Annotated in this window: 12 protein-coding genes; 7 read left to right on the forward strand and 5 right to left on the reverse strand. The window is 43.1% G+C overall.

The window, feature by feature from the left end; genetic code table 11:
• Positions 1 to 2: 2 nt before the first annotated feature.
• From E0H79_RS08170 to E0H79_RS08195, 6 genes are all read left to right on the forward strand, one after another.
• Positions 3 to 1,604: a carboxyl transferase domain-containing protein gene (locus E0H79_RS08170; protein WP_131261348.1), complete on the forward strand. Its 1,602-nt coding sequence runs from the start codon at positions 3 to 5 to the stop codon at positions 1,602 to 1,604.
• Positions 1,605 to 1,615: 11 nt separating this feature from the next.
• Entirely contained in the window at positions 1,616 to 2,413 is a 798-nt protein-coding gene (locus E0H79_RS08175) for an enoyl-CoA hydratase/isomerase family protein (RefSeq protein WP_131261349.1), read from the forward strand.
• A 15-nt stretch (positions 2,414 to 2,428) separates the two neighbouring features.
• Entirely contained in the window at positions 2,429 to 4,423 is a 1,995-nt protein-coding gene (locus E0H79_RS08180) for an acetyl/propionyl/methylcrotonyl-CoA carboxylase subunit alpha (protein WP_131261350.1), read from the forward strand.
• The gene (locus tag E0H79_RS08185) at positions 4,420 to 5,322 is read left to right on the forward strand and encodes a hydroxymethylglutaryl-CoA lyase (RefSeq protein WP_096901054.1); all 903 of its coding nucleotides are present in this window, start codon (positions 4,420 to 4,422) and stop codon (positions 5,320 to 5,322) included. Before E0H79_RS08180 ends, E0H79_RS08185 begins: the two co-directional genes overlap by 4 nt.
• A 99-nt stretch (positions 5,323 to 5,421) precedes the next feature.
• Positions 5,422 to 6,126, forward strand: coding sequence for a CoA transferase subunit A (locus tag E0H79_RS08190; RefSeq protein ID WP_004971542.1), 705 nt, complete (start codon positions 5,422 to 5,424; stop codon positions 6,124 to 6,126).
• Positions 6,127 to 6,129: 3 nt separating this feature from the next.
• Positions 6,130 to 6,768: a CoA transferase subunit B gene (locus E0H79_RS08195; RefSeq protein WP_004971544.1), complete on the forward strand. Its 639-nt coding sequence runs from the start codon at positions 6,130 to 6,132 to the stop codon at positions 6,766 to 6,768.
• A 277-nt stretch (positions 6,769 to 7,045) separates the two neighbouring features.
• Here E0H79_RS08195 and E0H79_RS08200 read toward each other — a convergent pair whose 3' ends face one another.
• The 4 genes from E0H79_RS08200 to E0H79_RS08215 all read right to left on the reverse strand — a co-directional run bounded on the left by E0H79_RS08200 (position 7,046) and on the right by E0H79_RS08215 (position 11,719).
• Positions 7,046 to 8,530 carry an OmpA family protein gene (locus E0H79_RS08200; protein ID WP_131261351.1) on the reverse strand — a complete coding sequence of 495 codons (1,485 nt, stop codon included), beginning with the start codon at positions 8,528 to 8,530 and terminating at the stop codon, positions 7,046 to 7,048.
• A gap of 231 nt (positions 8,531 to 8,761) precedes the next feature.
• Complete coding sequence (locus E0H79_RS08205) at positions 8,762 to 9,997, reverse strand: dihydroorotase (RefSeq protein ID WP_004971548.1); 1,236 nt, start codon at positions 9,995 to 9,997, stop codon at positions 8,762 to 8,764.
• Positions 9,998 to 10,007: 10 nt separating this feature from the next.
• Positions 10,008 to 11,024 (reverse strand): aspartate carbamoyltransferase catalytic subunit, encoded by a 1,017-nt coding sequence (locus tag E0H79_RS08210; RefSeq protein ID WP_004971550.1) that lies wholly within the window; start codon positions 11,022 to 11,024, stop codon positions 10,008 to 10,010.
• Positions 11,025 to 11,329: 305 nt separating this feature from the next.
• Positions 11,330 to 11,719 carry a hypothetical protein gene (locus E0H79_RS08215; protein WP_104851793.1) on the reverse strand — a complete coding sequence of 130 codons (390 nt, stop codon included), beginning with the start codon at positions 11,717 to 11,719 and terminating at the stop codon, positions 11,330 to 11,332.
• A gap of 327 nt (positions 11,720 to 12,046) precedes the next feature.
• Here E0H79_RS08215 and rlmKL point away from each other — a divergent pair, with 327 nt between their 5' ends.
• The gene (gene rlmKL, locus E0H79_RS08220; protein WP_004971555.1) at positions 12,047 to 14,251 is read left to right on the forward strand and encodes a bifunctional 23S rRNA (guanine(2069)-N(7))-methyltransferase RlmK/23S rRNA (guanine(2445)-N(2))-methyltransferase RlmL; all 2,205 of its coding nucleotides are present in this window, start codon (positions 12,047 to 12,049) and stop codon (positions 14,249 to 14,251) included.
• A gap of 73 nt (positions 14,252 to 14,324) precedes the next feature.
• On the opposite strand, the gene E0H79_RS08225 is transcribed toward rlmKL, so the two are convergent.
• Positions 14,325 to 15,608 carry a DUF945 family protein gene (locus E0H79_RS08225; protein WP_131261352.1) on the reverse strand — a complete coding sequence of 428 codons (1,284 nt, stop codon included), beginning with the start codon at positions 15,606 to 15,608 and terminating at the stop codon, positions 14,325 to 14,327.
• Positions 15,609 to 15,818 lie beyond the last annotated feature (210 nt).

Consider the following 15,818-nt stretch of genomic DNA (forward strand, 5'->3'; position numbering starts at 1 on the left):
GCATGAATCAATTACAGAGCAAAATTAATATTCGCAGCGACGAGTTTAAAAACAACCAAGCTGCGATGCAAAGCCTAGTCGATGACCTCAGAGAAAAAGTCCAAAAAATTGCTTTGGGTGGTGGCGAAACTGCACGCCAAAAACATTTAGACCGTGGCAAATTACTGCCACGTGAACGGATTGACCACCTGATCGATCCGGGTACTGCATTTATTGAAATTGGTCAGTTGGCCGCTTATCAGGTCTATCAGGATGATGTCCCTGCTGCGGGTGTAGTGGCGGGTGTCGGTCAAGTGAATGGCGTGACCTGCATGATCATTGCCAACGATGCCACAGTAAAAGGTGGAACGTACTATCCACTGACTGTGAAAAAGCATTTACGCGCACAGGAAATTGCCGAACAGAATCACCTGACTTGTATTTATTTGGTCGATTCTGGCGGTGCATATTTGCCGCTACAAGATGAAGTCTTTCCAGACCGTGATCATTTCGGACGCATTTTCTATAACCAAGCGCGTATGTCGAGCATGGGCATTGCCCAAATTGCCGTTGTGATGGGAAGTTGTACCGCAGGCGGTGCGTATGTCCCTGCCATGTCAGATGAAACCATCATTGTGCGTAATCAGGGGACAATTTTCTTGGGCGGCCCACCGCTGGTTAAAGCCGCAACAGGTGAAGTGGTTAGCAGCGAAGACTTGGGTGGTGGCGATGTACACACTCGCCTTTCAGGTGTAGCCGATCATTTGGCAGAAAATGATGAACATGCCTTGGCAATTGCCCGCAACATCGTTGCCAATTTAAATAAAAAGCCAAACCCGCAGCCTGAGCATATAGAAGCACCATTATTCGATGCCTCTGAACTGTATGGCATTGTTCCGACTGACGCGCGTAAACCGTTTGATGTACGTGAAGTGATTGCCCGTATTGTCGATGGTTCACGTTTTGATGAATTTAAAGCGCGCTTTGGCACCACATTAATTACAGGTTTTGCCAAACTATATGGTATGCCTGTCGGGATTATTGCCAACAACGGTATTTTATTTTCCGAGTCGGCACAAAAAGGCGCACACTTTATTGAACTATGCACCCAACGCAACATTCCCCTGTTATTTATTCAAAATATCACAGGCTTCATGGTTGGACGCCAATATGAAAATGAAGGCATTGCCAAAAATGGTGCCAAACTGGTGATGGCGGTTGCCACAGCCAATGTGCCTAAACTGACTTTGGTGATTGGCGGTTCTTTTGGTGCAGGTAACTACGGGATGTGTGGTCGTGCTTATTCACCACGTTTTATGTGGACATGGCCAAACTCACGTATTTCAGTGATGGGTGGCGAACAAGCATCGAGCGTATTGTCTACCTTAAAGCGTGATCAGATTGAAGCCAAAGGTGGTAGCTGGTCTGCAGAAGAAGAAGATCAGTTCAAACAGCCAATTCGTGAGCAATACGAGCGTCAGGGTCATCCATATTATGCGTCTGCACGCTTATGGGATGATGGTGTGATTGATCCAGCACAGTCGCGTGAAGTTTTGGCATTAAGTTTAGCCGCTGCCCTCAATGCACCCATCCAACCGACCAAATTTGGCGTGTTCCGCATGTAAGAGGTGACAAAATGGATTATCAGTTTTTACAGCTCGAACAGAACAACCAAGTGGCTACGGTTTGGATTAATCGTGCGGAATTGCATAACGCTTTCAATACAGAGGTGATTGAAGAATTACACGCCTGCTTTCAGACACTGAATAGCCGTGATGATATTCGAGTGGTGATTTTGGCAGGACGCGGCAAAAGCTTTTCTGCAGGTGCAGATTTGAACTGGATGAAACAGGCAGGTCAAGCTTCTACAGCAGAAAATCAAGCCGATGCCCTAAAACTGGCAAAAATGCTGCAAAGTTTAGCGACGTTAAAACAACCGACTATTGCCCGTGTGCATGGTATTGCCTTTGGTGGTGGTATGGGTTTGGCAGCTGCCTGTGATATTTGCGTTGCCAGCACCGATGCCAAGTTTGCGACCTCTGAAGTACGTTTAGGTTTAGCACCATCTACCATTAGCCCTTACGTCATTCGTGCGATTGGCGCACGTCAGGCATCACGTTACTTTTTAACGGCAGAGCGTATTTCTGCAGAACAGGCACAGCAAATTGGTTTAGCGCATGAAGTCACTTCAGCCGAAGACTTAGACAGCAAAATTGATGAAATTGTGCAAGCCTTATTGCTTGGTGGCCCAGAAGCGCAACATGCTTCTAAACAACTGATTCAGATGGTTAATCATCAAGTTTTGACCGAAGATTTACTCCAACAAACTGCACAGCATATTGCACATGTTCGCCAAGGAACTGAGGCGAAAAATGGCTTAAATGCTTTTTTAAATAAACAAAGCCCGGCTTGGATCAAGACCACGGCAGAATAAAAGAAGGATCGCACGATGTTTGAAAAGATTTTAATTGCCAACCGTGGTGAAATTGCCTGCCGTGTAATTCGTACCGCAAAAAAACTTGGGATTGCGACTGTCGCGGTGTATTCAGATGCCGATGCGCAATCACAACACGTTAAACTGGCAGACGAAGCCATTTATATTGGTGAATCGCCTGCGGCACAAAGTTATTTGCAAGTTGAACGTATTATTCAGGCAGCCAAAAGCACAGGTGCACAAGCGATTCACCCGGGTTATGGTTTCTTATCTGAAAATGACCAATTCGCACTTGCCTGTAAAGACAACAATATTGTTTTTATTGGCCCGCCAGTTGAAGCCATTTTGGCGATGGGTCTAAAAGCAACCTCTAAAGCCTTGATGGAAAAAGCAGGTGTGCCACTAACTCCGGGCTACCACGGCAGCAATCAAGATGCGGCATTTTTAAAGCAACAAGCCGACAGCATTGGTTATCCTGTGCTCATTAAAGCCAGTGCAGGCGGTGGCGGTAAAGGCATGCGTTTAGTAGAACGCAGTGAAGACTTTCTCAGCTCACTCGCTTCATGTAAAAGTGAAGCACGTTCTAGCTTTGGTAATGAAGATGTGCTGATTGAACGCTATGTGATTCAACCACGTCATATTGAAGTACAGGTTTTTGGCGATACTCACGGCAACTACGTGCATTTGTTTGAACGTGATTGCTCGGTACAACGTCGCCACCAAAAAGTGCTTGAAGAAGCACCTGCACCAAAAATGCCAGAAGATAAACTCGAAACTATGCGCCAAGCCGCAATTGATGCCGCACGTGCTGTAAATTACGTGGGCGCAGGTACGGTAGAGTTTATTGTCGAGCAAGACGGTACTGCTTATTTCATGGAAATGAATACCCGCTTGCAGGTCGAACACCCCGTCACAGAAATGATTACAGGGCAAGACTTGGTTGAGTGGCAATTGCGAGTTGCTTTTGGTGAGCCATTGCCAAAACAGCAACATGAATTGCAAATTCATGGTCATGCCCTTGAAGCGCGTGTGTATGCCGAAGAACCAGAAAAAGGCTTTATTCCTGCCATTGGTCAAATCAGCTATCTGCATTATCCAGAGCAAAATGATGCCGTACGTGTCGATAGCGGGATTGTCGAAGGTGATGAAATCAGCACCTACTACGACCCAATGATTGCCAAACTGATTGTTTGGGGTAAAAACCGTGAAGCAGCATTAACGCAAATGCACCATGCTTTAGGTCAGTTCCACGTCGATGGTTTAGGCAACAACATTGCATTCTTGGATCGTTTGGTGCTGTGTGATTCCTTTAAACATGCCAATTTGGATACAGGGCTTATTCAACGTGAGGAAGCATTTTTACTTAACGCAAAACCTGAAGTCGCTACAGAAACTGTCGTTGCAGCTGCGTTAATTGATGTACTTTCTCGTATTCAAAACAACAAAGCGGCAAACAACGCGGTTTGGCAAAAAGACCACTTCTGGCGCTTAAATCAGCAAAGCGCCCACATAGTGCAATTACAGTGCAATGACCAAACACTCAAAATCCAGTTAAAACCATGCACTTCTGGTTTTGAGGCTCACTACAATGGGCAAACGCTGAGCGTTCAAGGCGAGCTTTTGGATGCACATCGTCTACAGGTTTGTATCAATGGTCAGCAGCAAAAACTGGCATTTAACCAACATGCGCAAGGCATCACCCTGTTCCAAAACGGTCAGCGTCATGTGTTTAGCTATGTACAAGCAAACATTAACAGCGATGATCAACAAGACAATGCCAACAATCTGACTGCACCAATGCCGGGTGTAATCACCCAAGTTTTGGTGGCAGCCAATGCCCGTGTGAAAAAAGATGATGTACTGATGACACTGGAAGCCATGAAAATTGAATATTCAATTCGTGCGCCTTTCGATGGCATTGTGGCAAGTTCGTACTTTCAAGCGGGCGATCAGGTCAAAGCAGGCGATGAACTGGTTGAATTTGAAGCCTTGACGGAGGAAGTTGCATGACTGAATTTGTCAAAATTGTAGAGGTTGGCCCACGAGATGGTCTGCAAAATGAGAAAACGCCACTCACTTTGGCAGACCGTAAAAACCTGATTTTGGATTTAATGCAAACAGGTTTAAGCAGCATTGAGGTCGGTTCTTGCGTATCGGCCAAATGGGTACCGCAAATGGCAGACAGCGATGTGCTGTTTGCCAGCCTGCCACAAAACCCAAACATTCAATTCAGTTTACTGACCCCAAACTCAAAAGGTTTTGAGTCGGCTTTGGCGGTGGGTTGCAAAGAAGTTGCCGTGTTTACCGCCGCTTCTGAAAGCTTTACCCGAAAAAATATCAACTGTTCAATTGAAGAAAGTTTGGAAAAATTTAGCGATGTCATGCGTCAAGCCAAAGCGCACAACATTCGCGTGCGTGGTTATGTATCTTGTATGGTGGACTGTCCTTATGAAGGCGCAATTGACCCGAAACAAGTCGCAAAAGTCACACAGCAATTATTGGACATGGGCTGCTATGAAGTGTCTTTGGGTGAAACCATTGGTACAGCAACCCCTGACCGTGTGCAAAAAGTCTGGGATGCATGTTTGGCAGAGGTCGATGCCAAAGTTTTAGCAGGTCATTTTCACAATACTTACGGCATGGCGATTGCCAATATTTATCAATCGCTCTTACAAGGCATTCGTGTATTTGATTCATCCATTGCTGGTTTGGGTGGCTGTCCGTATGCCAAAGGTGCATCGGGCAATGTGTCTACCGAAGACTTGTACTATTTACTGTCCAAGATGGGTTTTGAAACAGGTGTGCGGTTAGAGCCGCTGATGCAAGCCAGTCGCAACATCAGCAATATCTTACAGCGTGATAATCCATCTCACTATGCCAATGCCTACTGGCAAAAGGTTTGTGCTTAAAACCCATTTCATCCTCAATAGCATTGGAACATAAGCAATAAGGATGGCAACAACACAACATGGCAAGTGAATGCCGTGCAGAGAATAAAGAGGTGACAAATGTCCAATAAAGTATATGACAGCGCACAAGCTGCATTAAATGGCGTGGTTCAAGATGGGCATACCTTGGCGGTGGGTGGTTTTGGTTTATGCGGTATTCCTGAAGCCTTGATTGCTGCGTTAAAAGATACAGGTGTGAAACAGCTGACTTGTATTTCCAACAACGCAGGGGTCGATGGTTTTGGTTTAGGCTTATTGCTTGAAACCAAACAAATTAAAAAAATGATTTCATCTTATGTCGGCGAAAATAAAGAATTTGAACGCCAGTTTTTAAGCGGTGAACTGGAAGTTGAACTTACCCCGCAAGGCACACTGGCAGAAAAATTACGCGCAGGCGGTGCGGGTATTCCTGCATTTTTCACCCCAACAGGTGTAGGCACTGTCATTGCAGAAGGCAAAGAAGTCCGTGAATTTAACGGCAAAGATTATATTTTAGAAGAATCTTTGACTGCAGATGTCGCTTTGGTCAAAGCCTACAAAGCAGATAAAGCGGGTAATCTTATTTTCCGTAAAACAGCACAAAACTTTAATCCTGTTTGTGCTATGGCAGGCAAAATCACCATTGCCGAAGTTGAACAAATCGTTGAAATTGGCGATTTAGACCCCGACGAAATCCACTTAGCTGGTATTTATGTGAACCGCATTGTCCTCAATGCAAGCCCAGAAAAACGGATTGAACAAATGACTTTAAAGGCGGAGGCTTAAGACATGGCTTGGACGCGTAATCAAATGGCGCAGCGCGCTGCACAAGAATTAGAAGATGGTTTTTATGTCAATTTAGGCATTGGCTTACCCACACTGGTCGCCAATTATATTCCTGAACATATCAATGTCTGGTTACAGTCCGAAAATGGCTTGCTTGGCATTGGTGAGTTCCCAACTGCCGAAACTGTAGATGCCGACCTGATCAATGCAGGTAAACAAACTGTGACAGCGCGTAAAGGTGCGGCTTTTTTCTCTAGCGCAGATTCCTTTGCCATGATTCGTGGCGGGCATGTCAATATCGCTATTTTAGGGGCAATGGAAGTTTCTGAACAAGGCGATCTTGCCAACTGGATGATTCCCGGCAAGAAAGTTAAAGGTATGGGCGGTGCAATGGATTTGGTTGCAGGCGTACAAAAAGTTGTAGTGCTGATGGAACATTGTGCCAAAGATGGTACGCCTAAAATTGTATCGCAGTGCAGTTTGCCACTCACAGGTAAAGCGGTGGTGCATCGTATCATTACCGACTTAGGCGTGCTTGATATTACTCCACAAGGCGTAAAGTTGATTGAACTTGCACCCGATGTCAGTTTTGATGAAATTCAAAAAGTCACAGGTGTTGCCTTACAAAAAGTCGCAGCTTGATGAATTTATCTCGAGTGAATAACCCTCTCCTTTGCAAGTTTTGATGCACTGCTTTAAAACTTAATACAAGGGAGAGGGTTTGTTTTGACTTTCATACTTTCCCACTCAACTTATTCAATCTACTCAACAAATCACTAATTTATAAAACTATTCCTCAAACCAAAGAGCATCCAAAAATTACTTTCAATTTCGATATTTGCACAATACTTCGGGATTGATCCACAATAAAAAAGCCTTCACTTTGCAAAGTGAAGGCTTACAAGAAAATAGACCTATTTTAAGATTGAGGCGCCTTTTGCTCTACCACGCCAGCATCTTCCACACTACGCACCGTGCCTGTATCTACATTCAAGACTTCAAACTCAATACGGCGGTTTTTAAATTGACCTTCTGGCGTTGCATTTGCCGCAATCGGCTGCTCTGAACCAAAACCAATGGCTTGCAATTGACCCGGATTTACACCACGTGATACTAAATAATCGACCACTGCTTGCGCACGTTGTTGTGACAAAGTTTTGTTGGCATTGGCATCACCTACGGCATCGGTATGCCCTTTCACGGTTAATTGCACTTGTGGCGCGCGCTGCATCAATACCGCAGCCTGATCTAAAATAGACTTATTGGCTGCTGGAATTTCAGTCGATGCAGAATCAAAATTAATGATTTGCATATTGAGTGCCGTCGCAATATCCAAAGCTTGAATATTGTCAGGATTAATTGCAGCCAAAGCCTGCTCGGCATTGCTAATACTGCTGGTTACAGCCTGATTCACATCGGTTACTGTAGTTTCTGCAGGTTGCTGAGTCACTACAGTCATGTTTTTAGCCAATGGACGAATTTGACTGGCTAAACGCTCTGCATCGGCAGGGTTCGCGGCTTGAATAGACAGTTGATTACCCACCCAGTTTAAATTGACATTCGGTACACCTTTCAGCATTTTTAAAACGCTTGGAATCACGTCCTGATCAATAAATTCCAAATGATAGTTGGCAAAATTTTCTGCACCACAACCTGTTGGATGATTGAAAATTTGCTTCACTTCATTCTGCAGAATTTCCATATAGCTTGGATTATTCAGCAAAATTTGACAGGTCACCAAATTACCATCACTGCCTGTACTGACTTGCAACATTGCAGCCTGATTCGCTGCCACTTGGGTCTGTGTGGTTGCAGGCGCTTGGTTGCGGTCACTACATGCACGGAATAAAAATGCCAATAAACCAATTAAAATAATTAAAGCTAAAATTGGCAATAACCACGAACGGCGTTCTTCTACGGGCTCAGTCACAATGACTTCAGGTGCTTGATGTACGGTTTGGCCCGCAGCATTATTTACCCCCAAAGCAGCCAATAATGCTGTTGCCCACTGCGGTAAAGCCGCCTGAATTGAATCTAAATTGTTTTGCAGTAAATGCTGAATGGCAACTGGGTCAGATGAACCTGCCTGATTTTCCAAAAAGTTTAAACTTGGTGCAATTGAACGATTCAGGGTGTTTTCAATTTCGGTTTGCGGTGCTGTGCCGCTGACCAAATCTAAAAACTGCTGTTTTAAAGATAGATTTGAACCAAATACATCGCCCACACGTGGATTCAGTTGTCGCAGCAGATTGTCAATCAGTTCAGGTCGTGAATTTAAAATAGACAATAAAATGGGATAAAAACTATTTAATGCCTGATTTTTTTCAAGCAAATGCTGGGTTTCCCCTTCCAATACAATGGATGACACACTTTGTTTGAGCAAGTCTATAAAATCTGTTTGCATATATATGCCCTCTTTTTTGTCTTTGTTTTCAAGTTGTTTTTTAGTGTATATGCTTAAAATTTAAACAAATGTAATAAATTGTGGTGTTTTGATTTTGTTGTGAAATTTGAGTCAACGGAATGTAGGGTCTCTTCTTCGATTTTCTATTTGGGGATTGTTAAAATTCAATAAAAAAGCCAGCCGAAGCTGACTCTTATTTAAACTTGAAAATAAAATATCAATCAGAGCATATTAAGCAGTAAAGACGCGTACTGCTTTGCCTTTTACAACTTGATTAATCAAAGGCGTATTTTTGCCTTGTGACACAATCGTTTCTTTGTTCAGTGTCCATTCCACTTCTGGATCAACCAAGACCCAACCCGCTTCCTGTTCCCAACGACTTTGCATTTTTGCCACACGCGCAGGTGCAAGTGTCACTTTTTCTACCCATTCCAATGGACTGAACAGACCTTCCTGAATCAGTTGAATCCCAAATGGAATATAAGTATCAAATGCAGTAAAACCTGACAAAGTATCTGCAAATGGTGCCATTTTTGCAGAGCTATTTAACGGCTCATGATGAGTACAAATCGCATCAATCACACCATCTTTTACACCTTGACGCAGTAATGCTTTGTCTTGCTCTGAGCGCAGTGGCGGACGTACATGCGCTAACGAGTTAAAACCATCAATAATTTGATCGGTTAAATGCAGTTGATGCATCGCCACATCACAAGTGACAGGTAAACCTTTGGCTTTAGCTTGTTGAATCAATTCAACTGATGCACCACAAGACAATAAGCCAAAATGCGCACGTACACCTGTGGCTTCAATCATCAGCAAATATTTGGCAATCGCTACGGTTTCTGCCAAAGTTGGAATCATAGGCAAGCCCTGACGCGATGCAATAAAACCTTCATGCACACAGCCATCTTTAGCAATTTGCGGTTCTTCGGCATAGAACACCACGGTCATGTCCAAACCTGCAGCATATTCCAGTGTGCGAATCACGACATCATCATCTTCAAAAGGTGCATTGGCATTGGACACTGCACTACAGCCGCCTTTTTTCAGTCCCGCCATATTGGCAGGCTGCTTGCCGTTTAAACCTTGAGTTTGTGCACCAATCACTTCTAAATAAATGCCACCATCCAACATGGCTTTTTCGACCAAACCATGAATGAGTGCACCGTTGTCTTGCACGATTGGTTTAGAATCGGGTGGCGTAAATAAGTGCAGAATTCCGTTTTCACGTGCGGCCTTGCCTTCAGATTTGAGCGTGCCATGTTGTTGCTGACCAGGTTCACGTAAACGTGCGCATAAATCGACCATAGTTGGCATGAGCCATTGACCTTGGGCATCTATGCTTTCGCTAATATCTGCACTTTCTGCAACCAACTTGCCATTTTCAAGATATACCGTTTGTACGCGGTCAATTTGCTGGATTGGGTCAAGCACACGTACATTTTCAATTTTTACAATCGCCATGACTTTTTCCTTATACCGCAATCGCGTCAATCAAACCTTGTTCTTGCAATTGACCTTGCATCGCCAAGGCCAATACCGCCATACGTACCGCAATACCGTTGGTTACTTGATTTAAAATCACCGATTGAGGCCCATCGGCAATGCTTGAATCAATTTCGACACCACGGTTCATTGGACCAGGATGCATCACAATACAGTTTGGTTTTGCAAGCGCCAAACGCTCTTTGTTTAAACCGTACATTTTGTAGAATTCGGCTTGTGAGGCAAGTGCTGGCGAATCAATACGTTCATTTTGAATACGCAGGGTGATAATCACGTCGCAATCTTTAATGCCTTCTTCCATTTTGTTAAATAAACGCACGCCTGCGCCATATTCATCAAAACCGTAGGGCAACAAGGTGTTCGGTGCAATCACGCGAATGTCTTTACAGCCCAGTGTTTGCAAGGCAGCCACATCGGAACGCGCCACGCGTGAATGTTTGATATCACCAATAATCGCAACACTTAATTCTTCATAAGGTCGTTGGGTTTCACGGCGAATGGTCAGCATATCCAACATCGCTTGCGTTGGATGTGCATGACGGCCATCACCCGCATTAATAATGGCAACCTTTGGGCAAACCGTTTTAGCAATAAAATGTGCTGCACCTGAAGATGAATGACGCACCACAAAAATGTCAGCAGCCATCGCCTCTAAGTTCCACAAAGTGTCACGCAAAGTTTCACCTTTAGAGGTACTTGAACGGGCAATATCAATATTGAGTACATTGGCAGAAAGACGCTTGGCTGCGGCTTCAAATGTGGTGCGGGTACGAGTAGAGTTTTCGAAGAACAAATTCATCACCGTGCGCCCTTCGAGCAAATTATTGGTGATCAGTTGGTTTTGTTCATTGAAAAAGGACTGTGCTGTGTCCAGAATTTGGGTGAGGGTTTCTTTGGAAAGACCTTCGATGGTTAAAAAGTGTTTTAAATGCCCATCTTTATTCAATTGAATCTGGCTCGGAGTATGCAATGCCGCCAAATGCATGAGAGATTCCTTATACGTTAAGTTAACGCATTATACAGAAATTGATTTGGCAAAGCAGTGTAACTTGGCATGATTTAGTCAAAAGAAACTTATGATTTTAAAAATTAAGTCATGCAGACTCATCTACACTTTCTTTCATGCTTAATACTCTACAAAGCGATGTGAAAGGATGGCATTTATATTTAACTGCTCTGCTAGCCAATCATCTTGATATGAGCTTGATGAACATCTGGTGGGTCAATCTTCGCCTACAACTGCCTACGCAACCTTCAGGCTATGTAGGCATAGTCTGTACAATTCACCGTTTAACGCAATGCCCCTATATAATGATGGGACACCTGCGCCCGATAAATTTCTTCAGCTGTAGGTTCAGTCAAGTCATCTATATTTTCTATATTTTCTACTGCATCTAATTGCTGCGCTTCAGTCTGTGGCGACGTTATTTCTGCATCAGCATCCATTAAGTTAGCCAATATACTGTTTAAGCGCAGCGCATAACGGCACAATTCCTCATCGTGTGTAGCGAGCGCCAATTGCAGCACAGCACGTGCATAGTCTGAATTTTCAACCAGATACATGACATCAATCACACGTCCACTGACCCGTCTTAATCGCGTATAAATTAAAGTGGCAACTGAAAAAATCTCGTTATTTGCTGTTAAAGCCTGTGCCGTGTTTAAAGTAGCCGTGGTCATTTAAATATTCCCCTTATCGCTTCATTGTTGTTTTGCAGTGTTTGATGCTCATCTGCAAAATGTTCACCATCACAACAATGTATGAGCAAAATACATACCAATCATGTGAATATTCAGGTTTTTATTTTTCCGCAATACAATCACTCAAAATTTTTTAGAGATGTCATTACATCCTCATTGCCTTTTTAGAAAAAAACAGTAAAAAATGCCCTGAAGCTCTTCAAACCTAGACCTTTAAAATTCTGCACGATTCACGCTAAATCACTAAGTTTTCTAGCACAAAATACGGTAAAATAGCCGATTGCTGAATTGCTTTTGGAAATTTTCATGAATTCGAAACCCCGTCTTTCTACATATTGGGTCACCTGTGCAGATGGACTTGAAACCTTATTGCAAGAAGAAATGCAAGGTTTAGGTATTCAAAATATCGAACGTTTACCGGGTCGTTTAATTTTCAAAGGCACACTCGAAAATGCCTATCGTGTCTGCATGTGGTCACGTTTAGCCTCACGTGTCCTTACACCAATTCACACACACGAAATTGAATTTAGTCACGACGCGCGCGATGTAGCCGAAGAGCTTTATGAAGGTGCGCTGAGCTTTGACTGGTCACTGATTTTTGCACCACAAAGTACTTTTGCAGTGCGTTTGCATATAGAGCGTGACATTAAAGTGAACAGCCAATTTGCGACCTTGCGCGTTAAAGATGGTGTGGTCGATTCATTTATGGATGCAGTGGGCAAACGTCCAAGCATTGACATCAAACAGCCTGAAATTACCTTATACGTGTTGGCAGGTAAAAAAGAACATACATACTGCCTAGATTTATCTGGCGATTCACTGCATAAACGCGGCTATCGTCGTTTTATGACCGATGCCCCAATTAAAGAAAACCTTGCCGCAGCGATTCTGCAAAAAGGTCAATTACAACAAATTCAACCCGACATTATTTTAGACCCAATGTGTGGTTCGGGTACGTTTATTATTGAAGCATTGATGATGCTGACTGACCGTGCACCGGGTTTGGTACGTCGTTTCGGTTTTAACGGTTGGCAAGGTCACGACCATGAATTATGGATGAGCATTAAAGCAGAAGCGGCTGAACGCCATCAAACTGCATTACAACAACCATTGCCAAAATTTTATGCTTTCGATGCCGACTGGGAAGCAGTCAAAGCCACCAAGCAAAATATTATTGCAGCAGGTTTTGAAAGTCTGCTCGATCAGATTCAAATTGAAGAACGTACTTTGGCTGACTGGCCCGACTTTCAAGCCGAAGGTAAAAAGGCCTTTATTGTAACCAACCCACCTTATGGTGAGCGTTTGGGCGATAAAGCCTCGAACCGTGCCTTATATTTGGGTCTGTCTGCCCTCTTGCAAAAGCATTTCCCAAATCAAAAAGCAGCCGTCATTGCAGCCCAAGTTGAACAAGCCGATGTGTTGGCTTTCAATGACCCACAAATTTTACGTTTGATGAACGGTAAACTGCCAATTTATGTCCGTTTTGGTACGATCAAACCTGCAACATTCGCACGCCCATTCTTAGCAGATTGGCAACCGCAACAGTTTGAACCCATTGAAGGCGCAGAAGATTTCACCAACCGTTTGCAAAAAAACATGCAGAGCCTGAAAAAATGGGCGGTGAAAGAAAATGTGCATTGCCTGCGTTTATACGATGCAGACTTACCTGACTTTAATGTCGCAGTCGATTTATACGGCGACCGTTTGCACGTGCAGGAATATGCGCCGCCGAAAAAAATTGATCCTGAAAAAGCCAAAAAGCGTTTTAACCTTGCCTTACAAGCCATTCGCGCTGTCACAGGTTTAGGGCGCGATGCGGTATTTATTAAAACCCGTGCCCGTCAGGAAGGTAAAAACCAGTACACCAAACAAAGTACCGCCTCGAAGCGTTTTATTGTGCAAGAAGGTCAGGCTAAAATTTTGGTCAACCTCACCGACTACCTAGATACAGGCTTGTTCCTTGACCATCGTCAAATGCGTTTACGTATTGCCAAAGAAGCACGTGGCAAGCACTTCCTGAATTTATACAGTTATACCTCAACTGCAAGTTTACATGCCGCGCTTGGCGGTGCAGCAAGTACCACCAGCGTCGATTTATCCAATACTTATTTGAATTGGTCTAAAGAAAACTTTGTATTGAATGGTTTAACGGTAGACCATGCCGATGAACAACATCAATTCTTTGCCAGTGATTGTTTTGAATGGCTCAAAGAAGGTCATGAACAATATGATCTGATCTTTATTGACCCACCAACTTTCTCAAACTCTAAAAAGTTCTACGGAACATTTGACGTACAACGCGACCACGTTTCTTTAATTAAGCGTGCCATGAACCGCTTAACCACAGGCGGAACGCTGTACTTCTCCAACAACTACCGTGGTTTTGAAATGGATGAAGAAATTGAAGCCATGTTTGATGTGCAGGAAATTAGCCATGAAACCATTGGGCAAGATTTCAAACGCAACACCAAAATCCACCGTGCTTGGAAAATTCAGCACCCGCCTGTTTAAATAAACGATATGGCAATACAACAAAGCCTGTTCATTTGAACAGGCTTTGTTTTATCGTAGATCAGTATCTAGATTATTGACCAGTTAAAAACTTCTTTTCACCATATTGATAATGCATCGACAGTTTAAATTCATCACCATCACGTTGAATTTGCTGATTGCTTTGCATCGCACTGAGTATCTGTTCCAACTCTTGATCAGACATGCTTTTACCTGCAGCATTCATATAATTATTCATAATGGTTTTGACCACTTGCTTGTTAAAACTCACATCGGTTTGCATTTCCAATAAACTTGGGAACATTTTCGCTAAGCCTTCTACAGTGGTTTGATGCCCTGGCATCACTTTACCAACCAAATCTGCCCGAATACTGCCTGTGCCTAATTTCAACTGATTCTTCTTGGATTCGAACTGAAAGCCCTCATTAATCACAGCCAACAAGGCTTGTTGAACTTCTTTCTCAAAGTTTTCCGCTTCTAGGCATGAGTTGTTTTGTTTTTGCACAATATCAAGAAACGTCTGCATTTTACTGCGCTGCAAGTTTTTAACATCCCAATTCACTTGCAGGTCTTGCATGGCAGGCACATTATTTAAACCTAACTCGGCAATTTTAAATTTCGATTGAATATCTACCGTGCGCTCATGCAGTTGAGTATCCATACGCCAACTGAAGTCTTTCATTTTGCCTGAACCCACTGCTTTTGGGTCTTGACGCTGCATTTCTGCAATACTGAATTGGAAATAGCCTGGCTCTAAAGACTGCACATTCAAAGCCTGATTGGTTTTAAACTGCATGCCTTTTACTTGAAGATGTCCAAATTGATCCAGCACCGTCAATTGAGGCACATCAAAACTCATATTTACAATTTTCTGCTGCCCCTGACTTTGTTTCGCCTGAAACTCAATCTGCATAGGAGAAAATTTAGCTTCAAGTCCTGCTTCTTTTTTCTCTATAGCAGGTATGCTCAATTTCGTGGTCGATACACCCAACCAATTCACTTGCGTTGTCACATTTAGAGGCTGCTGAAAGAACTCGGAAAATTGTCCCTGCCCTTGTTCCAGATTCATTTTAGAATCAATTTGGTAACCTTTCCATGTCCGCTGAATTTGATCTTGTCCGTGAAACACCAGTTTTTCTTTAGCATTACATGGGTCTGCAATAATGGTCATTTTCCATTTGGCAGTACCTGTTAAAGTCCCCATGTCGTAGTCCGTATATTGGACGCTCACATTGGGTACAGGATTTAAATTTTGTTGATAATACTCACGCAGGCTCTTATCTGCATATAAATTTCCTGCAGTGACAGCTCCTGCCAACACTGCAACCCCCATTCCACCCCATACTATTTTTGACATAGATTCTGCTCAGAATTTATCTATTCTTATTGAACAATAAATTATAATTAATCTTCTTTAAAAAAGATAATTGTTTTGCAAATAAATCACTTAAATACAATATTCATCACAAAATATTAAAAATAGCTGTCATTTTTTACCAAAAATTTTACTTATGTGACCTAAATTGTCAGTCATAAAAAACCCAGCCGAAGCTGGGTTTCTTAAAAG

Source organism: Acinetobacter sp. ANC 5045 (assembly GCF_004331005.1).
Lineage (GTDB): Bacteria > Pseudomonadota > Gammaproteobacteria > Pseudomonadales > Moraxellaceae > Acinetobacter > Acinetobacter towneri.

Excerpts from the sequence above, each read along its gene's own strand:
- rlmKL (WP_004971555.1), top strand. The coding sequence starts at position 12,047 with ATGAATTCGAAACCCCGTCTTTCTACATATTGGGTCACCTGTGCAGAT.
- E0H79_RS08190 (WP_004971542.1), top strand. The coding sequence starts at position 5,422 with ATGTCCAATAAAGTATATGACAGCGCACAAGCTGCATTAAATGGCGTG.
- E0H79_RS08195 (WP_004971544.1), top strand. The coding sequence starts at position 6,130 with ATGGCTTGGACGCGTAATCAAATGGCGCAGCGCGCTGCACAAGAATTA.
- E0H79_RS08210 (WP_004971550.1), bottom strand. The coding sequence starts at position 11,024 with ATGCATTTGGCGGCATTGCATACTCCGAGCCAGATTCAATTGAATAAA.
- E0H79_RS08170 (WP_131261348.1), top strand. The coding sequence starts at position 3 with ATGAATCAATTACAGAGCAAAATTAATATTCGCAGCGACGAGTTTAAA.
- E0H79_RS08180 (WP_131261350.1), top strand. The coding sequence starts at position 2,429 with ATGTTTGAAAAGATTTTAATTGCCAACCGTGGTGAAATTGCCTGCCGT.
- E0H79_RS08215 (WP_104851793.1), bottom strand. The coding sequence starts at position 11,719 with ATGACCACGGCTACTTTAAACACGGCACAGGCTTTAACAGCAAATAAC.
- E0H79_RS08185 (WP_096901054.1), top strand. The coding sequence starts at position 4,420 with ATGACTGAATTTGTCAAAATTGTAGAGGTTGGCCCACGAGATGGTCTG.
- E0H79_RS08205 (WP_004971548.1), bottom strand. The coding sequence starts at position 9,997 with ATGGCGATTGTAAAAATTGAAAATGTACGTGTGCTTGACCCAATCCAG.
- E0H79_RS08175 (WP_131261349.1), top strand. The coding sequence starts at position 1,616 with ATGGATTATCAGTTTTTACAGCTCGAACAGAACAACCAAGTGGCTACG.
- E0H79_RS08225 (WP_131261352.1), bottom strand. The coding sequence starts at position 15,608 with ATGTCAAAAATAGTATGGGGTGGAATGGGGGTTGCAGTGTTGGCAGGA.
- E0H79_RS08200 (WP_131261351.1), bottom strand. The coding sequence starts at position 8,530 with ATGCAAACAGATTTTATAGACTTGCTCAAACAAAGTGTGTCATCCATT.